The organism is Ruegeria sp. HKCCD7181, assembly GCF_057221055.1.
This window is the reverse complement of sequence record NZ_JBWVBC010000001.1, coordinates 285,192-302,607: the sequence shown is the minus strand read 5'-3', so window position 1 is coordinate 302,607 and position 17,416 is coordinate 285,192. Positions and strand designations below refer to the sequence as shown.

The 17,416-nt window shown below is 56.9% G+C and carries 17 protein-coding genes; 7 read left to right on the top strand and 10 right to left on the bottom strand.

What is annotated here, in order from left to right:
* Positions 1-2 precede the first annotated feature (2 nt).
* Genes hemW through rph form a run of 3 tightly spaced genes read right to left on the bottom strand, consistent with a single transcriptional unit; the run spans position 3 to position 2,471 of the window.
* Positions 3-1,157, bottom strand: coding sequence for a radical SAM family heme chaperone HemW (hemW, locus tag AC2TCY_RS01510; RefSeq protein ID WP_480845004.1), 1,155 nt, complete (start codon positions 1,155-1,157; stop codon positions 3-5).
* On the bottom strand, positions 1,147-1,761 hold the full coding sequence (gene rdgB / locus AC2TCY_RS01505) for an RdgB/HAM1 family non-canonical purine NTP pyrophosphatase (RefSeq protein WP_480845003.1): 615 nt from the start codon (positions 1,759-1,761) through the stop codon (positions 1,147-1,149). Before rdgB ends, hemW begins: the two co-directional genes overlap by 11 nt.
* On the bottom strand, positions 1,758-2,471 hold the full coding sequence (rph, locus tag AC2TCY_RS01500) for a ribonuclease PH (protein ID WP_480845001.1): 714 nt from the start codon (positions 2,469-2,471) through the stop codon (positions 1,758-1,760). Before rph ends, rdgB begins: the two co-directional genes overlap by 4 nt.
* Before the next feature lie 112 nt (positions 2,472-2,583).
* On the opposite strand from rph, the gene hrcA reads away from it, so the two are divergent.
* Together hrcA and AC2TCY_RS01490 are read left to right on the top strand one after the other, a co-directional pair.
* Positions 2,584-3,648, top strand: coding sequence for a heat-inducible transcriptional repressor HrcA (gene hrcA / locus AC2TCY_RS01495; RefSeq protein ID WP_480845000.1), 1,065 nt, complete (start codon positions 2,584-2,586; stop codon positions 3,646-3,648).
* Between the two features lie 10 nt (positions 3,649-3,658).
* Entirely contained in the window at positions 3,659-4,222 is a 564-nt protein-coding gene (locus AC2TCY_RS01490; protein ID WP_480844999.1) for a nucleotide exchange factor GrpE, read from the top strand.
* A 31-nt stretch (positions 4,223-4,253) separates the two neighbouring features.
* Here the strand turns inward: AC2TCY_RS01490 and mutS are convergent, their stop codons facing one another.
* The gene (gene mutS / locus AC2TCY_RS01485) at positions 4,254-6,869 is read right to left on the bottom strand and encodes a DNA mismatch repair protein MutS (protein WP_480845481.1); all 2,616 of its coding nucleotides are present in this window, start codon (positions 6,867-6,869) and stop codon (positions 4,254-4,256) included.
* 163 nt (positions 6,870-7,032) lie between these two features.
* On the opposite strand from mutS, the gene AC2TCY_RS01480 reads away from it, so the two are divergent.
* Positions 7,033-9,288, top strand: a complete 2,256-nt coding sequence (locus tag AC2TCY_RS01480; RefSeq protein WP_480844998.1) for an NADP-dependent malic enzyme — start codon at positions 7,033-7,035, stop codon at positions 9,286-9,288.
* A gap of 3 nt (positions 9,289-9,291) precedes the next feature.
* A complete protein-coding gene (locus tag AC2TCY_RS01475; protein WP_480844997.1) occupies positions 9,292-10,164 on the top strand; it encodes a ribokinase in 873 nt (290 codons plus the stop codon).
* Here AC2TCY_RS01475 and msrA read toward each other — a convergent pair.
* From msrA to AC2TCY_RS01455, 4 genes are all read right to left on the bottom strand, one after another.
* Positions 10,161-10,832: a peptide-methionine (S)-S-oxide reductase MsrA gene (msrA, locus tag AC2TCY_RS01470; protein ID WP_480844996.1), complete on the bottom strand. Its 672-nt coding sequence runs from the start codon at positions 10,830-10,832 to the stop codon at positions 10,161-10,163. The genes AC2TCY_RS01475 and msrA overlap by 4 nt on opposite strands.
* 98 nt (positions 10,833-10,930) lie before the next feature.
* A complete protein-coding gene (locus AC2TCY_RS01465) occupies positions 10,931-11,212 on the bottom strand; it encodes an SCP2 sterol-binding domain-containing protein (protein ID WP_480844995.1) in 282 nt (93 codons plus the stop codon).
* A 79-nt stretch (positions 11,213-11,291) separates the two neighbouring features.
* Positions 11,292-11,696: a DUF1810 domain-containing protein gene (locus AC2TCY_RS01460; protein ID WP_480845480.1), complete on the bottom strand. Its 405-nt coding sequence runs from the start codon at positions 11,694-11,696 to the stop codon at positions 11,292-11,294.
* Between the two features lie 32 nt (positions 11,697-11,728).
* A complete protein-coding gene (locus AC2TCY_RS01455; protein WP_480844994.1) occupies positions 11,729-12,955 on the bottom strand; it encodes an argininosuccinate synthase in 1,227 nt (408 codons plus the stop codon).
* Positions 12,956-13,092: 137 nt separating this feature from the next.
* On the opposite strand from AC2TCY_RS01455, the gene AC2TCY_RS01450 reads away from it, so the two are divergent.
* Entirely contained in the window at positions 13,093-13,860 is a 768-nt protein-coding gene (locus tag AC2TCY_RS01450; RefSeq protein WP_480844993.1) for a hypothetical protein, read from the top strand.
* A 57-nt stretch (positions 13,861-13,917) separates the two neighbouring features.
* A complete protein-coding gene (gene ilvA / locus AC2TCY_RS01445) occupies positions 13,918-15,144 on the top strand; it encodes a threonine ammonia-lyase IlvA (RefSeq protein WP_480844992.1) in 1,227 nt (408 codons plus the stop codon).
* Here ilvA and AC2TCY_RS01440 read toward each other — a convergent pair.
* Positions 15,141-15,470 carry an Hpt domain-containing protein gene (locus AC2TCY_RS01440; protein WP_480844991.1) on the bottom strand — a complete coding sequence of 110 codons (330 nt, stop codon included), beginning with the start codon at positions 15,468-15,470 and terminating at the stop codon, positions 15,141-15,143. The genes ilvA and AC2TCY_RS01440 overlap by 4 nt on opposite strands.
* A 148-nt stretch (positions 15,471-15,618) precedes the next feature.
* Here AC2TCY_RS01440 and AC2TCY_RS01435 point away from each other — a divergent pair, with 148 nt between their 5' ends.
* Positions 15,619-16,890, top strand: a complete 1,272-nt coding sequence (locus tag AC2TCY_RS01435) for a PP2C family protein-serine/threonine phosphatase (RefSeq protein ID WP_480844990.1) — start codon at positions 15,619-15,621, stop codon at positions 16,888-16,890.
* An 11-nt stretch (positions 16,891-16,901) separates the two neighbouring features.
* Here AC2TCY_RS01435 and AC2TCY_RS01430 read toward each other — a convergent pair whose 3' ends face one another.
* On the bottom strand, positions 16,902-17,348 hold the full coding sequence (locus AC2TCY_RS01430) for an NUDIX hydrolase (RefSeq protein WP_480844988.1): 447 nt from the start codon (positions 17,346-17,348) through the stop codon (positions 16,902-16,904).
* Positions 17,349-17,416 lie beyond the last annotated feature (68 nt).

The following is a 17,416-nucleotide window of genomic DNA, read 5'->3' as shown; positions in this document are numbered from 1 at the left end:
ATCTACTCCAAAAGTTCTCGGATGACTGCATTCAGCACAGCACGACCGTCTGGCGTGGCAATTAATTGTCCGCCCTGGCATTGAATCATGCCCAGTTCACTCAGGTGTTGCAGTTTGTTTTGGGGCAGGGGGTGGTTTGCCAATTTCGTGTATCGATCAATATCTAGTCCATTAGAAACTCTCAACCCCATCATAAGGTATTCATTTGCCTGGTCCTTCGGGGGCAGCACGGTGCGCTCTTTTTCACCGTTGCCCTGAGAGGCTGCATCCAACCAGCGTTGCGGAGCGAGGTAGGTTTCGGTCGCGTATTTTCGCCCGTTCAGCGTAATCCGCCCATGAGCGCCCGGTCCAATACCGACATAGTCACCGTACCGCCAATAAATCAGATTGTGCTGCGATTCCGCGTCGGGTCGTGCGTGATTGGAAACTTCATATGCGGGTAAACCGTGTGCCTCGCATATGTCCTGAGTCGCCAGATACATATCTGCTGCGTTGTCATCCTCAGGTAGGCCGCGCAATTTGCCGACGGCATAGCGATCCCCAAATGCGGTGCCGTCTTCGATTGTCAGTTGATAGAGGGACAGATGATCAACCGCCATAGAAAGCGCTTCGTTTAACTCCGCGCGCCACGCGTCCAGAGTTTGATGTTGCCGCGCATAGATCAAATCGAAGCTGACACGGTCAAAACAGGTGCGCGCAATGTCGAAGGCGGCGCGGGCCTCGGCCACAGTGTGGATGCGCCCAAGACGGCGCAGGTCTTCATCGTTCAGCGCCTGGACACCCATTGAAATGCGATTGACTCCGCCATCTCGGTAAGCAGCGAACCGGCCGGCCTCAACCGATCCAGGGTTGGCTTCCAGCGTGATCTCCATATCGTTGGCGGGTCGCCACAAGGCTCTGGCCTCGTTGATCACAGCGGCAACGGTTTCGGGCGCCATCAGCGAAGGCGTGCCGCCGCCAAAAAAAATAGTGTTCAAAACGCGGTCGGGTGTTTCCGCAGCGCTGCGCCGCAGTTCCTTCAAATATGCGTCAAGCCATTGTTTTTGATTAGTATTTTTAGAAACATGGCTGTTGAAGTCGCAATAGGGGCACTTGGCCTCGCAAAAGGGCCAATGCACGTACAGGCCAAAGCCCCCGTTGCGCCAATCATCCGCCAAAGCAGCCCTTCACGAACATCTCCACCGCGCGACCGCGATGGCTGATCTTGTTCTTTTCCCAACGGTCCATCTCGGCAAAGGTAATGTCATGGCCGTCGGGGACAAACATCGGGTCATAGCCGAATCCGTCCTTGCCGCGGATCGGCCAGACCAGATGACCGGGGGCAATGCCCTCGAATACTTCGTCATGGCCATCGGGCCAGGCCAGAACCAGCGTACAACGGAATTGTGCGGTACGCGGATGGACGGCGTTTTTTGCCTCCAGCTCATCATGCGCGCGGGTCATCGCCATCAGGAAATCTCGGCCATTGCCGGTTTCGGCCCAATCGGCGGTGTAGACCCCCGGCGCTCCGTCCAATGCGTCGATAGTGATGCCGGAATCGTCCGACAGTGCAGGCAGGCCGGTGGCCTGGGCGGCTGCGTGGGCCTTGATCCGGGCGTTGCCGACGAACGTGTCTTCGGTTTCTTCCGGTTCAGGCAGGTCCATCTCTCCCGCGCCAATGACCGTCACACCAAAGGGTTCGAGGAGATGTGCCATCTCCTCAAGCTTGCCTTTGTTGTGGGTGGCTACCAGCAGCCTGTCACTGTCGAACTTGCGGGTCATGCAGTGGCAGCCTTTTGGGCCGCAACCAACTCACCGACGCCTTTTTCGGCCAGATCCATCAGCTGGTTCATCTGGTTGCGATTGAAAACCGAGCCTTCGGCAGACATTTGCACTTCGATCAACTTGCCGGAGCCGGTCATGATGAAGTTTCCATCTACGCCTGCTTCGCTGTCCTCGGGGTAATCCAGATCCAGAACCGGTTGACCAGCGTAGATACCACAGGACACGGCGGCCACCGGATCGACCAGCGGATCGGAAATAACATCGCCGGTCTTCATCAGCTTGTTCACCGCCAGACGCAGTGCGACCCAGCCGCCCGTAATCGAAGCGCAACGGGTGCCACCATCGGCTTGGATCACGTCACAGTCGACGGTGATCTGACGCTCACCCAGTGCAACCCTGTCCACCCCAGCGCGCAGCGCACGCCCGATAAGACGCTGAATTTCCACGGTACGTCCGCCTTGCTTACCGCTGGCAGCCTCGCGCCGCATACGCGTGTTGGTCGCGCGCGGCAGCATACCGTATTCGGCGGTGACCCAACCCAGGCCCGAGCCCTTGATGAAAGGCGGTACGCGATCCTCGATCGTGGCAGTGCACAATACATGGGTGTCGCCCATCTTGATCAGGCAGGAACCTTCGGCATGTTTAGTAAAGCCAGTTTCGATTGAAACCGGGCGCATTTCGTTTAGATCACGTCCTGAGGGTCGCATGGAAAATCCTTTGTTTACTGGCTTGGGGATAACTCCCAGTACCATGGTGATGCAACCCCGATTGACCTTTCTGATGCCTGCTATTTAATGACATGCCAGCAGGAGACCCGCGATGAGCGAAGCGAGCAAAATTCTGGACGAAATGAACGAGCGGTCGCGCGAAGTGTTCCGTTTGATCGTTGAGAGTTATCTGGACAGCGGCGAGCCCGTCGGCAGCCGCACACTGACGCGCACCTTGTCGGAAAAAGTCAGCGCCGCAACCGTGCGTAACGTGATGCAGGATCTGGAGTTTCTTGGCCTACTCGACAGCCCCCATGTCAGCGCGGGGCGGATTCCGACGCAACAAGGTTTGCGTATGTTTGTGGACGGGCTGCTGGAAGTTGGCGACTTGGGTGCGGATGACCGACAGAAGCTGGACGAGACATTAGGCTCTAACGCTGGCGATGTTGGGGGAATGTTGGACCGGGTCGGCTCGGCCTTGTCACATGTGACGCATGGCGCCTCATTGGTTCTGACGCCCAAGCATGAGACGGAAATCAAGCATATCGAGTTCGTGTCGCTGGCCCATGACCGGGCGCTGGTGGTTCTGGTATTCTCTGACGGGCAGGTTGAAAACCGCCTTTTCACGCCGCCACCCGGGCAGACGCCTAGTTCGATGCGCGAGGCGGCGAATTTCCTGAATGCGCTGATCGAGGGGCGAACGCTGAGCGAGGTGCGTCGTCAGATGCATAGCCAGATCGCGGCGCGGCGGCAGGAAATCGACGCGTTGGCACGCGAGATGGTGGAAAGCGGTATGGCGGCCTGGGACGGCGACGGGACGGATTCGGCCCGTCTGATCGTGCGCGGCCGGGCGAATCTGTTGGGTGAACCCGGTGAAGCCGAGGAACTTGACCGAATTCGCACCCTGTTCGACGATCTGGAACGCAAGCGGGACATCGCCGAATTCCTTGAACTGACCGAAGATGGCGAGGGTGTGCGCATTTTTATCGGGTCTGAGAACAAACTTTTCTCACTTTCGGGTTCCTCTTTGGTGGTGTCTCCATATATGAACGCTGATCGAAAGATTATCGGTGCGGTCGGGGTCATCGGGCCCACGCGTCTGAATTATGGACGGATCGTGCCGATCGTGGATTATACGGCGCAACTGGTCGGCAAGCTGATATCCGACCGGAGCTAGAGGGTAAGAGATGGCAGAGCCCAAGAACGAAGATTTTCTGGACGATATCGCAACCGCCGAAGCGGAAGAGCTTGCGGACGAATTGGCTGAATTCAGCGAGGAAGCGCTGGAGCTGGACGCATTGCGAGCTGAGCGGGATGAATACAAAGATAGATTCATGCGTGCGCTGGCCGATGCGGAAAACGCACGGAAACGCGGTGACAAGGCTCGCCGGGATGCCGAGCAATACGGTGGCTCGAAACTGGCGCGCGACATGCTACCCGTCTATGACAACATGAAGCGCGCGCTTGAGGCCGCGACCGATGAGCAGAAAGAGGTCGCTGCCGGTCTTATCGAAGGCGTCGAACTGACCATGCGGGCGCTGAAGGATGTATTTCAGAAGCATGGCATCGAGGTGATCACTCCGGAAGTCGGCGACCGATTTGACCCGAACGTGCACGAGGCGATGTTTGAGGCTCCGGTCCCTGGAACCAAGGCAGGTGATATCATTCAAGTGTCTGCCGAAGGCTTCATGCTGCATGATCGCCTGCTGCGCCCGGCACAAGTCGGCGTGTCGTCGATGCCTGCAAACTAAACGGATTCTGAATAAATTGGTATTGAGGCGGTCAGGATCTGGCCGCCTCTTTCAATTTGTAGATCAGATTCAATGCCTCGCGCGGGGTCAGTTCATCCGGCAGGATATCGTCAAGCATATCGTTGACAGGCGACGCCTTGGGGGTTGGAGGCGGCGGCGGTGGAGCGGCCGAAAACAGAGGAAGATCGTCGATCAGGGCCTTCTGCTTACCGCCCTCGCGTTCGGTTTTTTCCAGTTGATCCAATACAACGCGGGCGCGCTCGACCACTGACGCCGGCAGTCCGGCCAGCTGTGCCACCTGTACCCCGTAAGAGCGGTCGGCAGCGCCTTTATGAACTTCGTGGAGGAAGATCACCGCACCTTCCCATTCCTTGACCGCGACGGTGGCGTTGTCGACGCCCTCCAGATTGCCTGCCAAGGCCGTCAATTCGTGGTAATGAGTGGCAAACAGGGCGCGGCATTGGTTGGCGGCGTGAAGGTGTTCCAACGTGGCCCAGGCGATCGACAAACCATCATAAGTCGCTGTACCTCGGCCGATTTCGTCGAGAATGACCAGCGCACGGTCATCGGCTTGATTGAGGATCGCGGCGGTTTCGACCATTTCAACCATGAAGGTCGAGCGGCCTCGGGCCAGATCATCTGAGGCGCCAACGCGGCTGAACAACTGGCTGACTACTCCGATATGTGCTTGTTCGGCTGGAACGTAGCTGCCCATTTGAGCCAGTAGTGCGATCAGTGCGTTTTGGCGCAAGAAGGTCGATTTACCGGCCATGTTGGGACCGGTTAGCAGCCAGATCGCGGCTCCTTTCTCAGCACTCAGGTCGCAATCATTCGCGATGAACGCATCCCCGCTCTGTTGGCGCAAAGCATGTTCCACGACCGGATGGCGGCCCCCCTGCACGTCGAATGCGCGAGATGTGTCAACTTGCGGACGGCACCAGTTTTCTCCGCGGGCAAGATCAGCGAGGGCGGTGGTCAAATCCAGTTCGGCCAGCCCTCGGGCGGCTTGGTTCAGACGGGCGGCGAGGTTCAAAATCTCGCCAGAAAGCCTTTGATAGAGCCGCTTTTCAATCTCCAAGGCCAGATTTCCCGCATTCAGAATTCGTGTCTCGATTTCGGACAGCTCGACCGTTGTGAAGCGTACCTGATTGGCGGTGGTCTGGCGGTGGATATAGGTTTCGCTGAAGGGTGGGTTCAGCATTTTCTGGGCATGAGTGGCCGTAGTTTCGATAAAATAGCCCAGCACATTGTTGTGCTTGATCTTTAGCGATGTGATCCCGGTGTGCTCCGCGTATTTCTGCTGGAACCCTGCGATAACAGACCGGCCTTCGTCTCGCAGGGTGCGCGCTTCGTCCAGTTCGGAGTCGAAACCGGGAGCGATGAACCCTCCGTCGCGGGCCAGAAGGGGCGGTTCAGCGACAAGAGCCTCGTCGAGCAGGTTCAGCAGGTCGTCAAAACCAACAAGGTTTTGCAAGGCGGTGGCTAGCAGGACTGGCAAATCTTGGCCATAGCAGATCTCTGCAATAGCAGCTGCTTGCGAAAGACCATTACGAATGGCTGCCAAGTCCCGGGGGCCGCCACGGTCCAGAGACAGGCGCGACAGGGCTCGGTCCAGATCTGGCGTTTTCCGCAACGCCTCGCGCAGGTCAGAGGCGGTCAGACTGTCTTCGGCAGCAAAACTCACCGCATCCAATCGCGAGTGGACTACATCCAGATTGCGCGAGGGGCTTGAGAGGCGTTGTTCCAGAAGCCGCGCACCGCCCGGCGTGACGGTCCGGTCCACAACAGACAAAAGCGATCCGGCGCGGCCGCCGGACAGTGAACGCGTCAGTTCCAGATTGCGCCGTGTGGCGGCGTCGATCTGAACGACCCGGTCTTCTGCTTCTTTCAATGGCGTCTGCAGCAGGGGCAGTTTCCCTTTTTGCGTGATCTCCAAATAGTCGATCAGCGCGCCCATGGCCGAAATTTCAGCGCGTCCAAAACTCCCGAACGCGTCCAACGCCCCGACATGGAACAGACCGCAGATGCGCTTTTCCGCCGCAGTGCTGTCAAAACTGGCGCGCCCAATCGGCGTCAGTGAAATACCCAGATCGCGGGCTGGCTCATTTAATTTCTGTTCTACCCCGTCCGCCACGATCAGTTCCGAAGGCGCTAGCCGTGCAAGTTCCGGGCTCAGCCTGACCGAAGTCAAAGGCATCACATGAAACGCACCGGTTGAGATATCGGCCCATGCCAGGGCGGACTCATCCCGCACCTCGGAATAAGCGGCCAGAAAATTGTGACGACGGGCCTCAAGCAAAGCGTCCTCTGTTAGCGTGCCGGGGGTAACCAAACGCACAACATCGCGCTTTACGACCGATTTAGAGCCTCTTTTCTTCGCTTCGGCCGGGCTTTCCATCTGTTCACACACGGCCACGCGGAACCCTTTTCTGATCAGAGTCAGCAGGTAGCCTTCGGCCGCGTGTACTGGCACGCCGCACATCGGAATGTCGGTGTCGTTGTGTTTGCCGCGCTTGGTCAGGGCGATGTCCAGCGCCTCGGCGGCGTTTACGGCATCCTGAAAAAACATCTCGTAAAAATCGCCCATGCGGTAGAACAGCAGGGCGTCGGCATGGGCCTCTTTGATCTCAAGATATTGCGCCATCATCGGCGTGACTGTGGACAAAGGCGGCCCCCTTCTGGCGTATTCCGGTCGCGACCTTACAAATCCCCCATCAGCTGCGAAAGGTGAAAACGTATTGTCGTTGAGGCGCGCATCTGCCTGCGCTATGAGGCAAAGGCCCCGCAGTTGCAAAGAAACGACATATCCGATGCCCAAAGCGAAAATCACCAAAGAAGAGGCGCTGGCCTTTCACCTGGACCCAACCCCCGGAAAGTGGGAGGTGCAGGCCACCGTTCCCATGACCACGCAACGCGATCTGTCGCTAGCGTACAGCCCCGGCGTTGCCGTTCCATGTGAAGCCATCGCCGAAGCGCCGGAAACGGCATACGATTATACCAACAAGGGTAACCTGGTTGCGGTAATCTCGAACGGGACAGCTGTTCTTGGCCTTGGCAATCTGGGCGCGCTGGGCTCAAAACCGGTGATGGAAGGGAAATCGGTCCTTTTCAAACGGTTCGCTGACGTGAATTCGATCGATATCGAACTGGATACAGAAGATCCGGACGAATTCTGTCGCGCCGTGCGTCTGATGGGGCCGACTTTCGGCGGTATCAACCTCGAAGACATCAAGGCGCCCGAGTGTTTCATCATCGAGCAGCGACTGAAGGAAGAGATGGACATCCCTGTCTTCCATGATGATCAGCACGGCACAGCGGTGATCTGCGCGGCGGGGCTACTGAATGCGCTGCATATTTCGGGAAAGAAAATTGAAGATGTGAAGATCGTCCTGAACGGGGCCGGGGCCGCGGGGATTGCGTGCATCGAACTGCTCAAGGCGATGGGCGCGCGGCACGAGAATTGCATCGTCTGTGACACCAAGGGCGTGATCTATCAGGGCCGGACCGAGGGCATGAACCAATGGAAATCGGCCCATGCAATCACGACTGAATTGCGTACACTGGAAGAGGCCATGGAAGGCGCTGACGTGTTCCTTGGTGTATCGGTCAAAGGGGCCGTGACGCAAGCTATGGTGGCGTCGATGGCGGATAATCCGGTTATTTTCGCCATGGCAAACCCGGATCCGGAAATCACTCCGGAAGAAGCGCATGAGGTTCGCGTCGACGCGATCGTTGCCACAGGTCGCAGCGACTATCCCAATCAGGTGAACAACGTGTTGGGCTTCCCGTATCTGTTCCGTGGTGCGCTGGATATTCATGCTCGTGCCATCAACGATGAGATGAAAATTGCCTGTGCCCACGCATTGGCCCGCTTGGCGCGAGAAGATGTGCCCGATGAGGTGGCGCTGGCCTATGGCAAGACCCTGACCTTTGGTCGCGACTACATCATTCCGACGCCGTTCGATCCGCGCCTGATCCACCGCATTCCGCCCGCCGTAGCAAAAGCGGGTATGGATACCGGCGCGGCGCGGCGTCCGATCATCGATATGGATGCTTATGAGCTGAGCCTGAAATCCCGTATGGACCCGACGGCCAGCATTCTGCGCGGCCTGAACGCCCGCGCCCGCGCAGCGCAGAGCCGGATGATCTTTGCCGAGGGCGACGATCCTCGCGTGCTGCGTGCTGCTGTAATGTATCAGCGATCTGGTTTCGGCAAGGCGCTGGTTGTCGGTCGTCCAGATGACGTGAAGCAAAAGCTGGAGGAAGCTGGCCTCGGCGACGCCGTGCGCGAACTGGAAGTGGTGAATGCTGCCAATACCACGCATCTCGAGACGTACAAGGATTTCCTGTACAAACGATTGCAGCGTAAAGGGTTTGATTCCAAGGATATTCACCGGCTGGCGGCGCGGGACAGGCACGTGTTTTCGTCTTTGATGCTGGCGCATGGGCATGGTGACGGCCTTGTGACCGGTGCAACACGTAAATCCGCACATGTGCTGGATCGGATCGACCACGTATTTGACGCCGATGCGACCCATGGCGCAGCGGGTGTGACCGCGCTGCTGCACAAAGGCCGAATCGTGCTGATTGGCGATACGTTGGTGCATGAATGGCCGGATGAGAATGATCTGGCGAATATCGCCGAACGCTCGGCCGCTGTCGCCCGGCATATGGGTCTGGATCCCCGTGTCGCGTTCGTCAGTTTTTCCACCTTTGGCTACCCGGTTTCTGAGCGTGCGGAAAAAATGCACCGTGCGCCTGCCGTTCTGGACCAACGCGGCGTCGATTTCGAATACGAAGGTGAAATGACCGTGGATGTTGCCTTAAATGTTGATCAGCAGGCAAGCTATCCGTTTTCCCGCCTGACCGGTCCTGCCAATATCCTGATTGTTCCGGCACGTCACTCGGCCAGTATTTCGACCAAACTGATGCAGGAAATGGGTGGTGCGACTGTCATTGGCCCGATCCTGTCCGGTATTAATAAACCGATTCAGATTTGTTCGACAGTTTCAACGGCCAACGACATCCTGAACATGGCGATTCTCGCCTCCTGCGATATCGGATAAGTCATGACGATCTGGAACCTCGGCTCGATCAACGCGGACATGATCTATGACGTGCCGCACTTACCCGGGCCGGGAGAAACCCTATCGGCCAATCGTTTGGGCCGGTTTTTGGGCGGCAAAGGCGCAAATATGTCCGTCGCAGCATCCCGCGCCGGTGCGCGCGTCGCCCATATCGGAGCTGTAGGATCGGACGGGCGCTGGGCCCGGGATCGCTTGACGGAATATGGCGTCGATACACGGTTCATTGCCGAGGTAGATGTGCCTACAGGCCACGCAATCATCGCTGTCGATGCCCAAGGTGAGAACAACATCATCCTGTTTCAGGGCGCCAATCACGCCATCGCCAGCGATCAAGTAGGACAGTCCCTTACGGCGGCGGTATCGGGCGATCTGTTGGTGATGCAGAACGAAACCAACATGCAAGTTGAAACGGCAAAGATGGGGCGTGAACTGGGTTTAACAGTATGCTATGCCGCCGCCCCGTTTCAGGCCGAGGCCGTGAAGGACGTTTTGCCCTATCTGGATTTCCTGATCCTAAATCAGATCGAAGCCGACCAATTGCGGCAAGCTACTGGCATCGCGCCCTCGGACTTGCCAGTAGAGCATGTGATTGTAACGCTTGGTGCCGATGGCGCGCGTTACTACCAGCAAGGCAGTGAGCCGGTTGATTTTGCGGCCCATGATGTTGATCCAGTGGACACGACCGGTGCAGGTGACACCTTTACCGGGTATGTCCTGGCCGGAATGGATCGCGGCATGCCAATGGCGCAAGCAATTGTGCAAGCAAACCGCGCCGCAGCCTTGATGGTCACGCGTCACGGAACGGCTGATGTTATTCCTGATCTGAAAGAAGTGCGCGAGGCGCGGCTCGACTAGGATCCGGAAAACGGCGCGTCGCTGCCCCAAAGCTGTTTGACGCGTGCATCGCGGCCACAGGCTTTGCGGTAAGCTTTATATGCGTTCTGCTGCCGTTTTGGGCCAAAGCGTGTAAATACCAGCTTGTTCCCCTTGTAGTAGTCCTGGTGATACGCCTCGGCCGGATAAAATGTAGATTGGTTCAGGATCGGCGTTACGACCGCCTGACCCAAAGCGCGTTGAGCTTCATCTTTTGCTGATTGCGCAAGCGCCTTTTCCCCAGCGTTAGAGACAAATATCGCCGTACGATAGCTTTCGCCGCGGTCACAGAACTGTCCTCCCGCGTCTGTCGGATCGACCGAGCGGAAGAACAGGTTCAGCAGCGTTTGGCGAGATACGCGGGTCGGGTCAAAAGTGATCTGAACGGCCTCGTAGTGGCCTGAGCCGCCTTTGGATACCTGATCATAGGTGGGATTGGTCGTTGCTCCTCCGGTGTATCCGGATACCGCGCCGATGACACCTGGGACGGATTCGAAATCGGATTCTACGCACCAGAAACACCCTCCTGCAACCGTCAGCGTTTCGGTTCCCGCAGCCGGGGCAGGCAAAGCGCGCAGCAACGCAACAAGTGTAATCAGTGTAAACAGTAGGACGGGCTTGAGACAGTCGAGAGTTGCAATCCTGATCATGGCAGGTCTCCTTCCGAGACGAGGCTGCCTTGTCTTTTCGACTGTGGCAATCCGCTGACATGGTTTGTCACACGCTGGTGATGTGAGTTTATCGGGCCTCAGCCCAGTAGCTGACCCAGCTTCATGGCCACGCCCATATTGCCCGATATTTTAAGTTTGCCCAGTGCCACGCCGGTCATGGGGTTCAGCTTTCCTGTCAGAAGTTTGGTCAGGTTCTCCTGAGATATTCGGATGGTACAATCGGTCTCTTGATCCTGCGTTGTAGCCTGATTGTTCGCCAGGACGATGACGCCGTCGTCGCCGCAATCGAATTTCAGCGAGCCGTCAAAAGTCTTACCGTTCAGACCTTTCTGAATCCCGTCCGCGATGTCTTGAAGCATCCGAATTCCTTTCACAATTTTCGATTGCGTAAAGGTCGAGATGGCAAACAGGCAAGGGTGACCTCACGGGACCCTGTGTCTACGCGCCGTCCAAAAACTGCATGGTTAGGTCGCAGGGCTTTCCGTTATAAAAGGTGTCTAGAACAGCTTGAAACTCAGCCGGCGCATCAGGGACAGACGAAAACAGCGTCATGGACGAGCGCAGTTTCTTGGCGTCAATCCCGCCAAGAATATCGCTGGCATCACGCCCTTTGTGCGAAAGCATCAGCCGGGAAGCTTCAATCAGGCGGCGGCGCAGTTCGGGATGGGCGAGATAAGCCGCAGCCTCGTCCAAGTCCTCTATCCCATAAAGCTGCGCCATATGGGATCGGCCAAGCTCGGCCAATTGAGGAAAGACGAACCACATCCAGTGGCTGGTTTTCTGTCCTTGTTCAAGCTCACGCAGGACATCGGCCCAGACCGTGTCCTGCGCCTCGATGAACATATCGAGTTCGTCGTTTATGCCGTCGTCTTCGCTCACTTGGACAAGCGCTTGTCGCGCGCGGCCAGCAGTTTCAGACGCAATGCGTTCAACTGGATGAAGCCCGCTGCATCTTTCTGATCATAGGCGCCAGCGTCTTCCTCAAAGGTCACATGCGCCTCGGAATACAGCGAGTGGTCCGACCAGCGACCGACGGTTGAGGCCAGCCCTTTGTACAGTTTCACGCGGACGGTACCGGTGACGTGTTCCTGAGACTTGTCGATAGCGGCCTGCAGCATTTCCCGCTCGGGCGAATACCAGAAACCGTTATAGATCAGCTCGGCATATTGCGGCATAAGCTGGTCTTTCAGATGCATCGCGCCGCGGTCCATGGTGATGGATTCGATACCACGGTGCGCTTCCAGCAGGACTGTACCGCCAGGTGTCTCGTAGATACCGCGCGATTTCATACCGACGAACCGGCCTTCGACCAGATCGAGTCGGCCAATGCCGTGCTTGCCGCCGTATTCGTTCAGCTTGGTCAGGATGGTGGCCGGGCTCATCGCCTCGCCATTGATGCTGATCGCGTCGCCTTTTTCAAAACCGATCTCGATGAATTCCGGCTCATTTGGCGCGTCCTCAGGGTGGACGGTGCGCTGATAGACGTAATCAGGTGCCATATCGGCGGGGTCTTCCAGAACCTTTCCTTCAGACGAGGTGTGCAGCAGGTTGGCGTCGACCGAGAAGGGTGCCTCGCCGCGCTTGTCCTTGGCAATCGGGATCTGGTTCGCTTCGGCAAATTCCAGCAGCTTGGTGCGGCTGCTCAGATCCCACTCACGCCATGGGGCGATAACCTTGATATCAGGGTTCAGCGCATAGGCAGCCAGTTCAAAACGCACCTGATCGTTGCCCTTGCCGGTGGCGCCGTGGGCGACAGCGTCAGCACCGGTTGCTTCGGCAATCTCGACCAAACGCTTCGAGATCAGCGGACGCGCGATCGAGGTGCCTAGCAAGTACAGGCCTTCATAAACGGCATTGGCGCGGAACATGGGAAAGACAAAGTCGCGGACAAATTCTTCGCGCACATCTTCGATAAAGATGTTTTCGGGCTTGATTCCCAGCAGCTCGGCCTTCTTGCGGGCGGGCTCCAATTCCTCACCCTGACCCAAATCGGCGGTGAAGGTCACGACCTCACATCCATACTCGGTCTGCAGCCATTTCAGGATGATCGAGGTATCAAGGCCACCGGAATAGGCCAGAACAACTTTCTTGGGCGCGGACATCTGACTTCCCCTTATTCGTAAGACGATTGGCCCCTAACGGGTTTTGGCACCGGGGGCAAGTTATGAGCGTTGACGCAGGGCGGGAATTGGGGTGAAACAGTTAATAAATAACAAGGTTTGGTTGAAGGGCAGGAATTATGCTGGGATTGGAGATATTCGTTCATTCTGTGAAGATGGTCCTGAGGAACCTCACCCAAGCGTTGCAGATTTCTGTTGTGCCTGCGCTGATTGGCGGCTTTCTGGTGTTTGGGTTGTTCTATCTTTTTGATATTCCCTTTGAAGAGTTCGATAGCGAAGCGACCGGGTTCCCCGAAGGTGTGACCCCGGGTTCCTTCGCCGGGTTCGTGTTGGCCCTCATCGCTGTTGTATTTGGCGTCATGCTTTGGATTGTCGTTTCCTGGCACAGGTTTGTGCTGCTTGAGGAGTATCCGACCGGGGTGGTTCCGCCATTCAGGTTCGACCGGGTATTGGCATATTTTGGGCGGCTATTGATGCTGGGGTTGTTGGCCGTTGTTATATTTATTCCGGCGGGGCTCATCATGAGCATTATGGCCCAGGCCTCCGTGGTGATGGGGATACTCTTTTGGGTAGCTTTGGTGATCTTTCTTACGATCGGATTCTACCGGGTTTCGCCGATCCTGCCGGGCGCTGCCATCGGGAAATCGGTCACGCTATCCGAAGCATGGCAGGCCACTTCCGGGGCAAGCGGTGCAATTGTACTGTTGGTCATTCTGTCAATGCTGTTCCAGATACTTCTTCAATTGCTGGCTTCACTGCTTTTGTTCATCCCGATCATTGGGGTTTTGATCGTCGTATTTGCGGGAATGTTGGTTGTGCCATTGATCAATGTTAGCATCTTGACAACAATCTACGGCATCTTCATTGAAAAACGCGAACTCGCCTGAACCCGTACACATATGTATTCCTTGCCCTTGTCGCACTGATGCGGCAGTGAAACGGTCATGAGTGATTTCATGACCCGCGCCCGCGCCGCCGAACAGGCGATGCGCTCTGTGTTCCCGGCAACTCCGTTGCAACGGAACGCACACCTGTCCGAACGCTATGGGGCCGATATCTGGCTCAAGCGTGAGGACCTCAGTCCGGTGCGGTCCTACAAGATCCGCGGTGCCTTCAACGCCATGCGCAAGCAGCAGGGGCAGGACCTGTTCGTTTGTGCCAGTGCGGGCAACCATGCTCAGGGTGTTGCGTTCATGTGCAAACATCTGAACGTGCGTGGTGTGATTTTCATGCCGGTCACGACACCGCAGCAGAAAATCCAGAAGACGCGTATCTTTGGTGGCGACAATATCGAAATCCATCTGACCGGTGACTATTTCGACGATACGCTGGCCGCAGCGCAAGCTTGGTGCGCCGAGCAAGGTGGGCATTTCCTGTCTCCGTTTGATGATGAGGATGTAATTGAAGGTCAGGCCTCATTGGCCGTTGAAATCGAAGCGCAGCTGGGCGGTGTTCCGGATCACGTGGTGTTGCCTGTGGGCGGCGGCGGCATGTCCTCGGGTGTGGCGACATGGTTCGGGGATCGCACCCACTGCCTGTTTGTTGAACCGTCGGGCGGCGCCTGCTTGCGCGCAGCACTGGCCGCTGGACACCCTGTGGCACTGGATCATGTGGACACGTTTGTCGATGGTGCTGCTGTAGGGCGAATTGGCGAGAAACCTTTTGAGTTGCTGCGTTCACGCCATCTCTCGGATGTTCTGGTCCTGTCCGAGGACCGCATCTGTACCACCATGATTGAAATGCTGAACGTCGAAGGCATCGTTCTGGAGCCCGCCGGGGCTTTGGCGGTCGAAGCGGTTGGCGATATTCAAAGCTTTGTCCGCGGTAAGACCGTCGTCTGCGTCACATCGGGCGGTAACTTCGATTTCGAGCGCTTGCCCGAGGTCAAGGAACGCGCGCAACGCTATTCCGGCGTCAAGAAATACTTCATCCTGCGCCTGCCGCAGCGGCCCGGTGCATTGAAGGAATTTTTGAACATCCTCGGCCCCGAGGATGATATCGCCCGGTTCGAGTATATGAAGAAATCGGCCCGAAATTTCGGCTCGGTTTTAATCGGGATCGAAACCCGCAAGCCCGAGAATTTCATGCGTCTGTTCGCGCATTTGGATGAGGCGGGATTCACCTATACGGATATCACCGAGGACGAGACGCTGGCACAATTCGTGATCTAGCAAAGGTTTTCGGCCAACCCGGCTTCGAATACTTGTTTCGATTGCTCAAAGGCCGCGATGATCTCAGGCAAGTCGATCTCCATCCCTTCGCCCGCGGCGGCGCGCCGTTCTCCGTCCTGACATAGTTTCGAGAACTGGTCGAATCCCAGACTCAGCGCGCTGCCCTTCAGGAAATGCAGGTTCTGTTCAATATGTTGTCGTGTGATGTCCTGATGCAGATGGGAGATCGCTTCTTGCACCTCTTCCAGAAAGATCTGGACAACCTCATCGAATTCATCCGCGCCGACTTCGTCACGCAATTGTATAACCCTGTGCCAGTGAATCATGGCCGCCCTCCGTATCTGACCGCGCAGGGGAATTTGTAGCGCAGGCCGGTAAAGGGCAGGTTAAGGCTTTCATCCAGCCCGGTTTTCACCGGATGTTAAGTGTCGCCTGCCTAGCGTTGGGCCGTTGAGGCCACACAGGGAATCTAGGGTGTCAGGAACCAGTCAAGCCGAGGTCAGGGTCGAACTGGACTTTGGCGCGATCCAGAAAGTGCTGATTGTGGACGATAGCCGTCTGCAGCGGCGTATTCTGGCGGCTTCGCTCAAGAAATGGGGTTTTGAGGTGATCCAAGCCGACAACGGCGAAGAGGCGATTGCCCTGTGTCAGGCTAACCAGCCCGATCTGGTTCTCAGCGACTGGATCATGCCGGGGATGAGCGGGCTTGAGTTCTGTCATGCCTTCCGCGCGCTGGGCAACGATCAATACAGCTATTTCATTCTGTTGACATCAAAAAGCGAAAAACAGGAAGTCGCGCGGGGGCTGGACGCCGGGGCGGATGACTTTCTGATCAAACCTCTTGAAGCGGACGAATTGCGCGCGCGTATCTCGGCCGGGGCTCGCATTCTGGACATGCAACGCGAGCTGTCTGAAAAGAACCGCATGATCGAAACGGCGCTGGATGAGTTGAAGCTGGCCCATGATGCCATCGACAAAGATCTGATTCAGGCCCGAAAGATTCAGGAATCGCTTGTACCCGAGCTGACCGGTACCTTTGGTGCATCACAGGTCAGCCTGCTTTTAAAACCCTGTGGTCACATCGGCGGAGATCTGGTCGGGATGTTTTCACCAGGCGTCAATCGATTGGGATTCTACAGCATTGACGTTTCTGGTCACGGTATCACTTCGGCAATGATGACTGCGCGGCTGGGCGGCTACCTGTCCAGTAAGCATTTCGATCAGAATATTGCGATGGAGCGACGCTTCAACAAGTTTTATGCGCTGCTGCCGCCCGAGGAAGTCGCGGCGCTTCTTAATTCTCGCCTGATGGCCGACGCGGGGATCGAGGAGTATTTTACGATGATCTACGCCATTATCGATCTGCGAAACGGGCATCTTAAGATGGTGCAGGCGGGTCATCCCCATCCTCTGTTGCTGAGGCAGGACGGCAGCGCGGAATATCTGGGCGATGGCGGCCTGCCGATAGGACTGTTGCCCGACGTCCCGTTTCATCAAACCGAAACTTATATGCAACCGGGGGACAAACTGCTCTTGTACTCGGACGGGTTCACCGAATGCCGACTTGAAGATGGCAGCCTTCTGGACGAAGAGGGACTGAAGCGAATGGCGACAGATAGTATTGCGGAAAGAACCGGGCGTGAGTTTCTGGATGACATGTTTTGGCGCCTTACACAGGTCATGTCGCCGGACACTGGCATGGAAGATGACGTTTCAGCAGTATTCTTCGAGTTCAACGGATCCTGAGGATCGGCGGGTCAAAACCCCTGCAAATGAAGGTTGGTGAAATGGCGGTCACCCTCGTTGCCCAGTAGTCCCACCGCATCGGTGATGTCCATCCACCGGGCTTCGTGGAACGCTTCGGTCGGCGGTCCCATACGGCGCACTGGCTGGGCGCGGTAGATCGTACAGACCTTCTCGGCCCAAAGATCGTATTCCGGCATGAAAGTGAACCGGCGAAAAGCACCAACGCGGCGAGGTGAGGCGATCAGCCAGCCGGTTTCCTCAAAAACTTCGCGATGCAAGGCGGTGAGAGGGGATTCGCCAGGATCAATGCCCCCTCCTGGCAGCTGCAGTTCCGGGTTTATGCCATCGTCGTACCAAGTCACCAGCAGTGAGCGTCCCCGTGGTAGCAAAACATATACGCCTGGGCGCCGGATGTACCTCCGCCCCGGCTCTGGGGTTTCACCAAACCGTCGGATCATGTATGGCCCCTTTCAACCCGGATTATTGGACTTATATGGTGGCGGTATGCCAACCTGTGGCGTGTAAG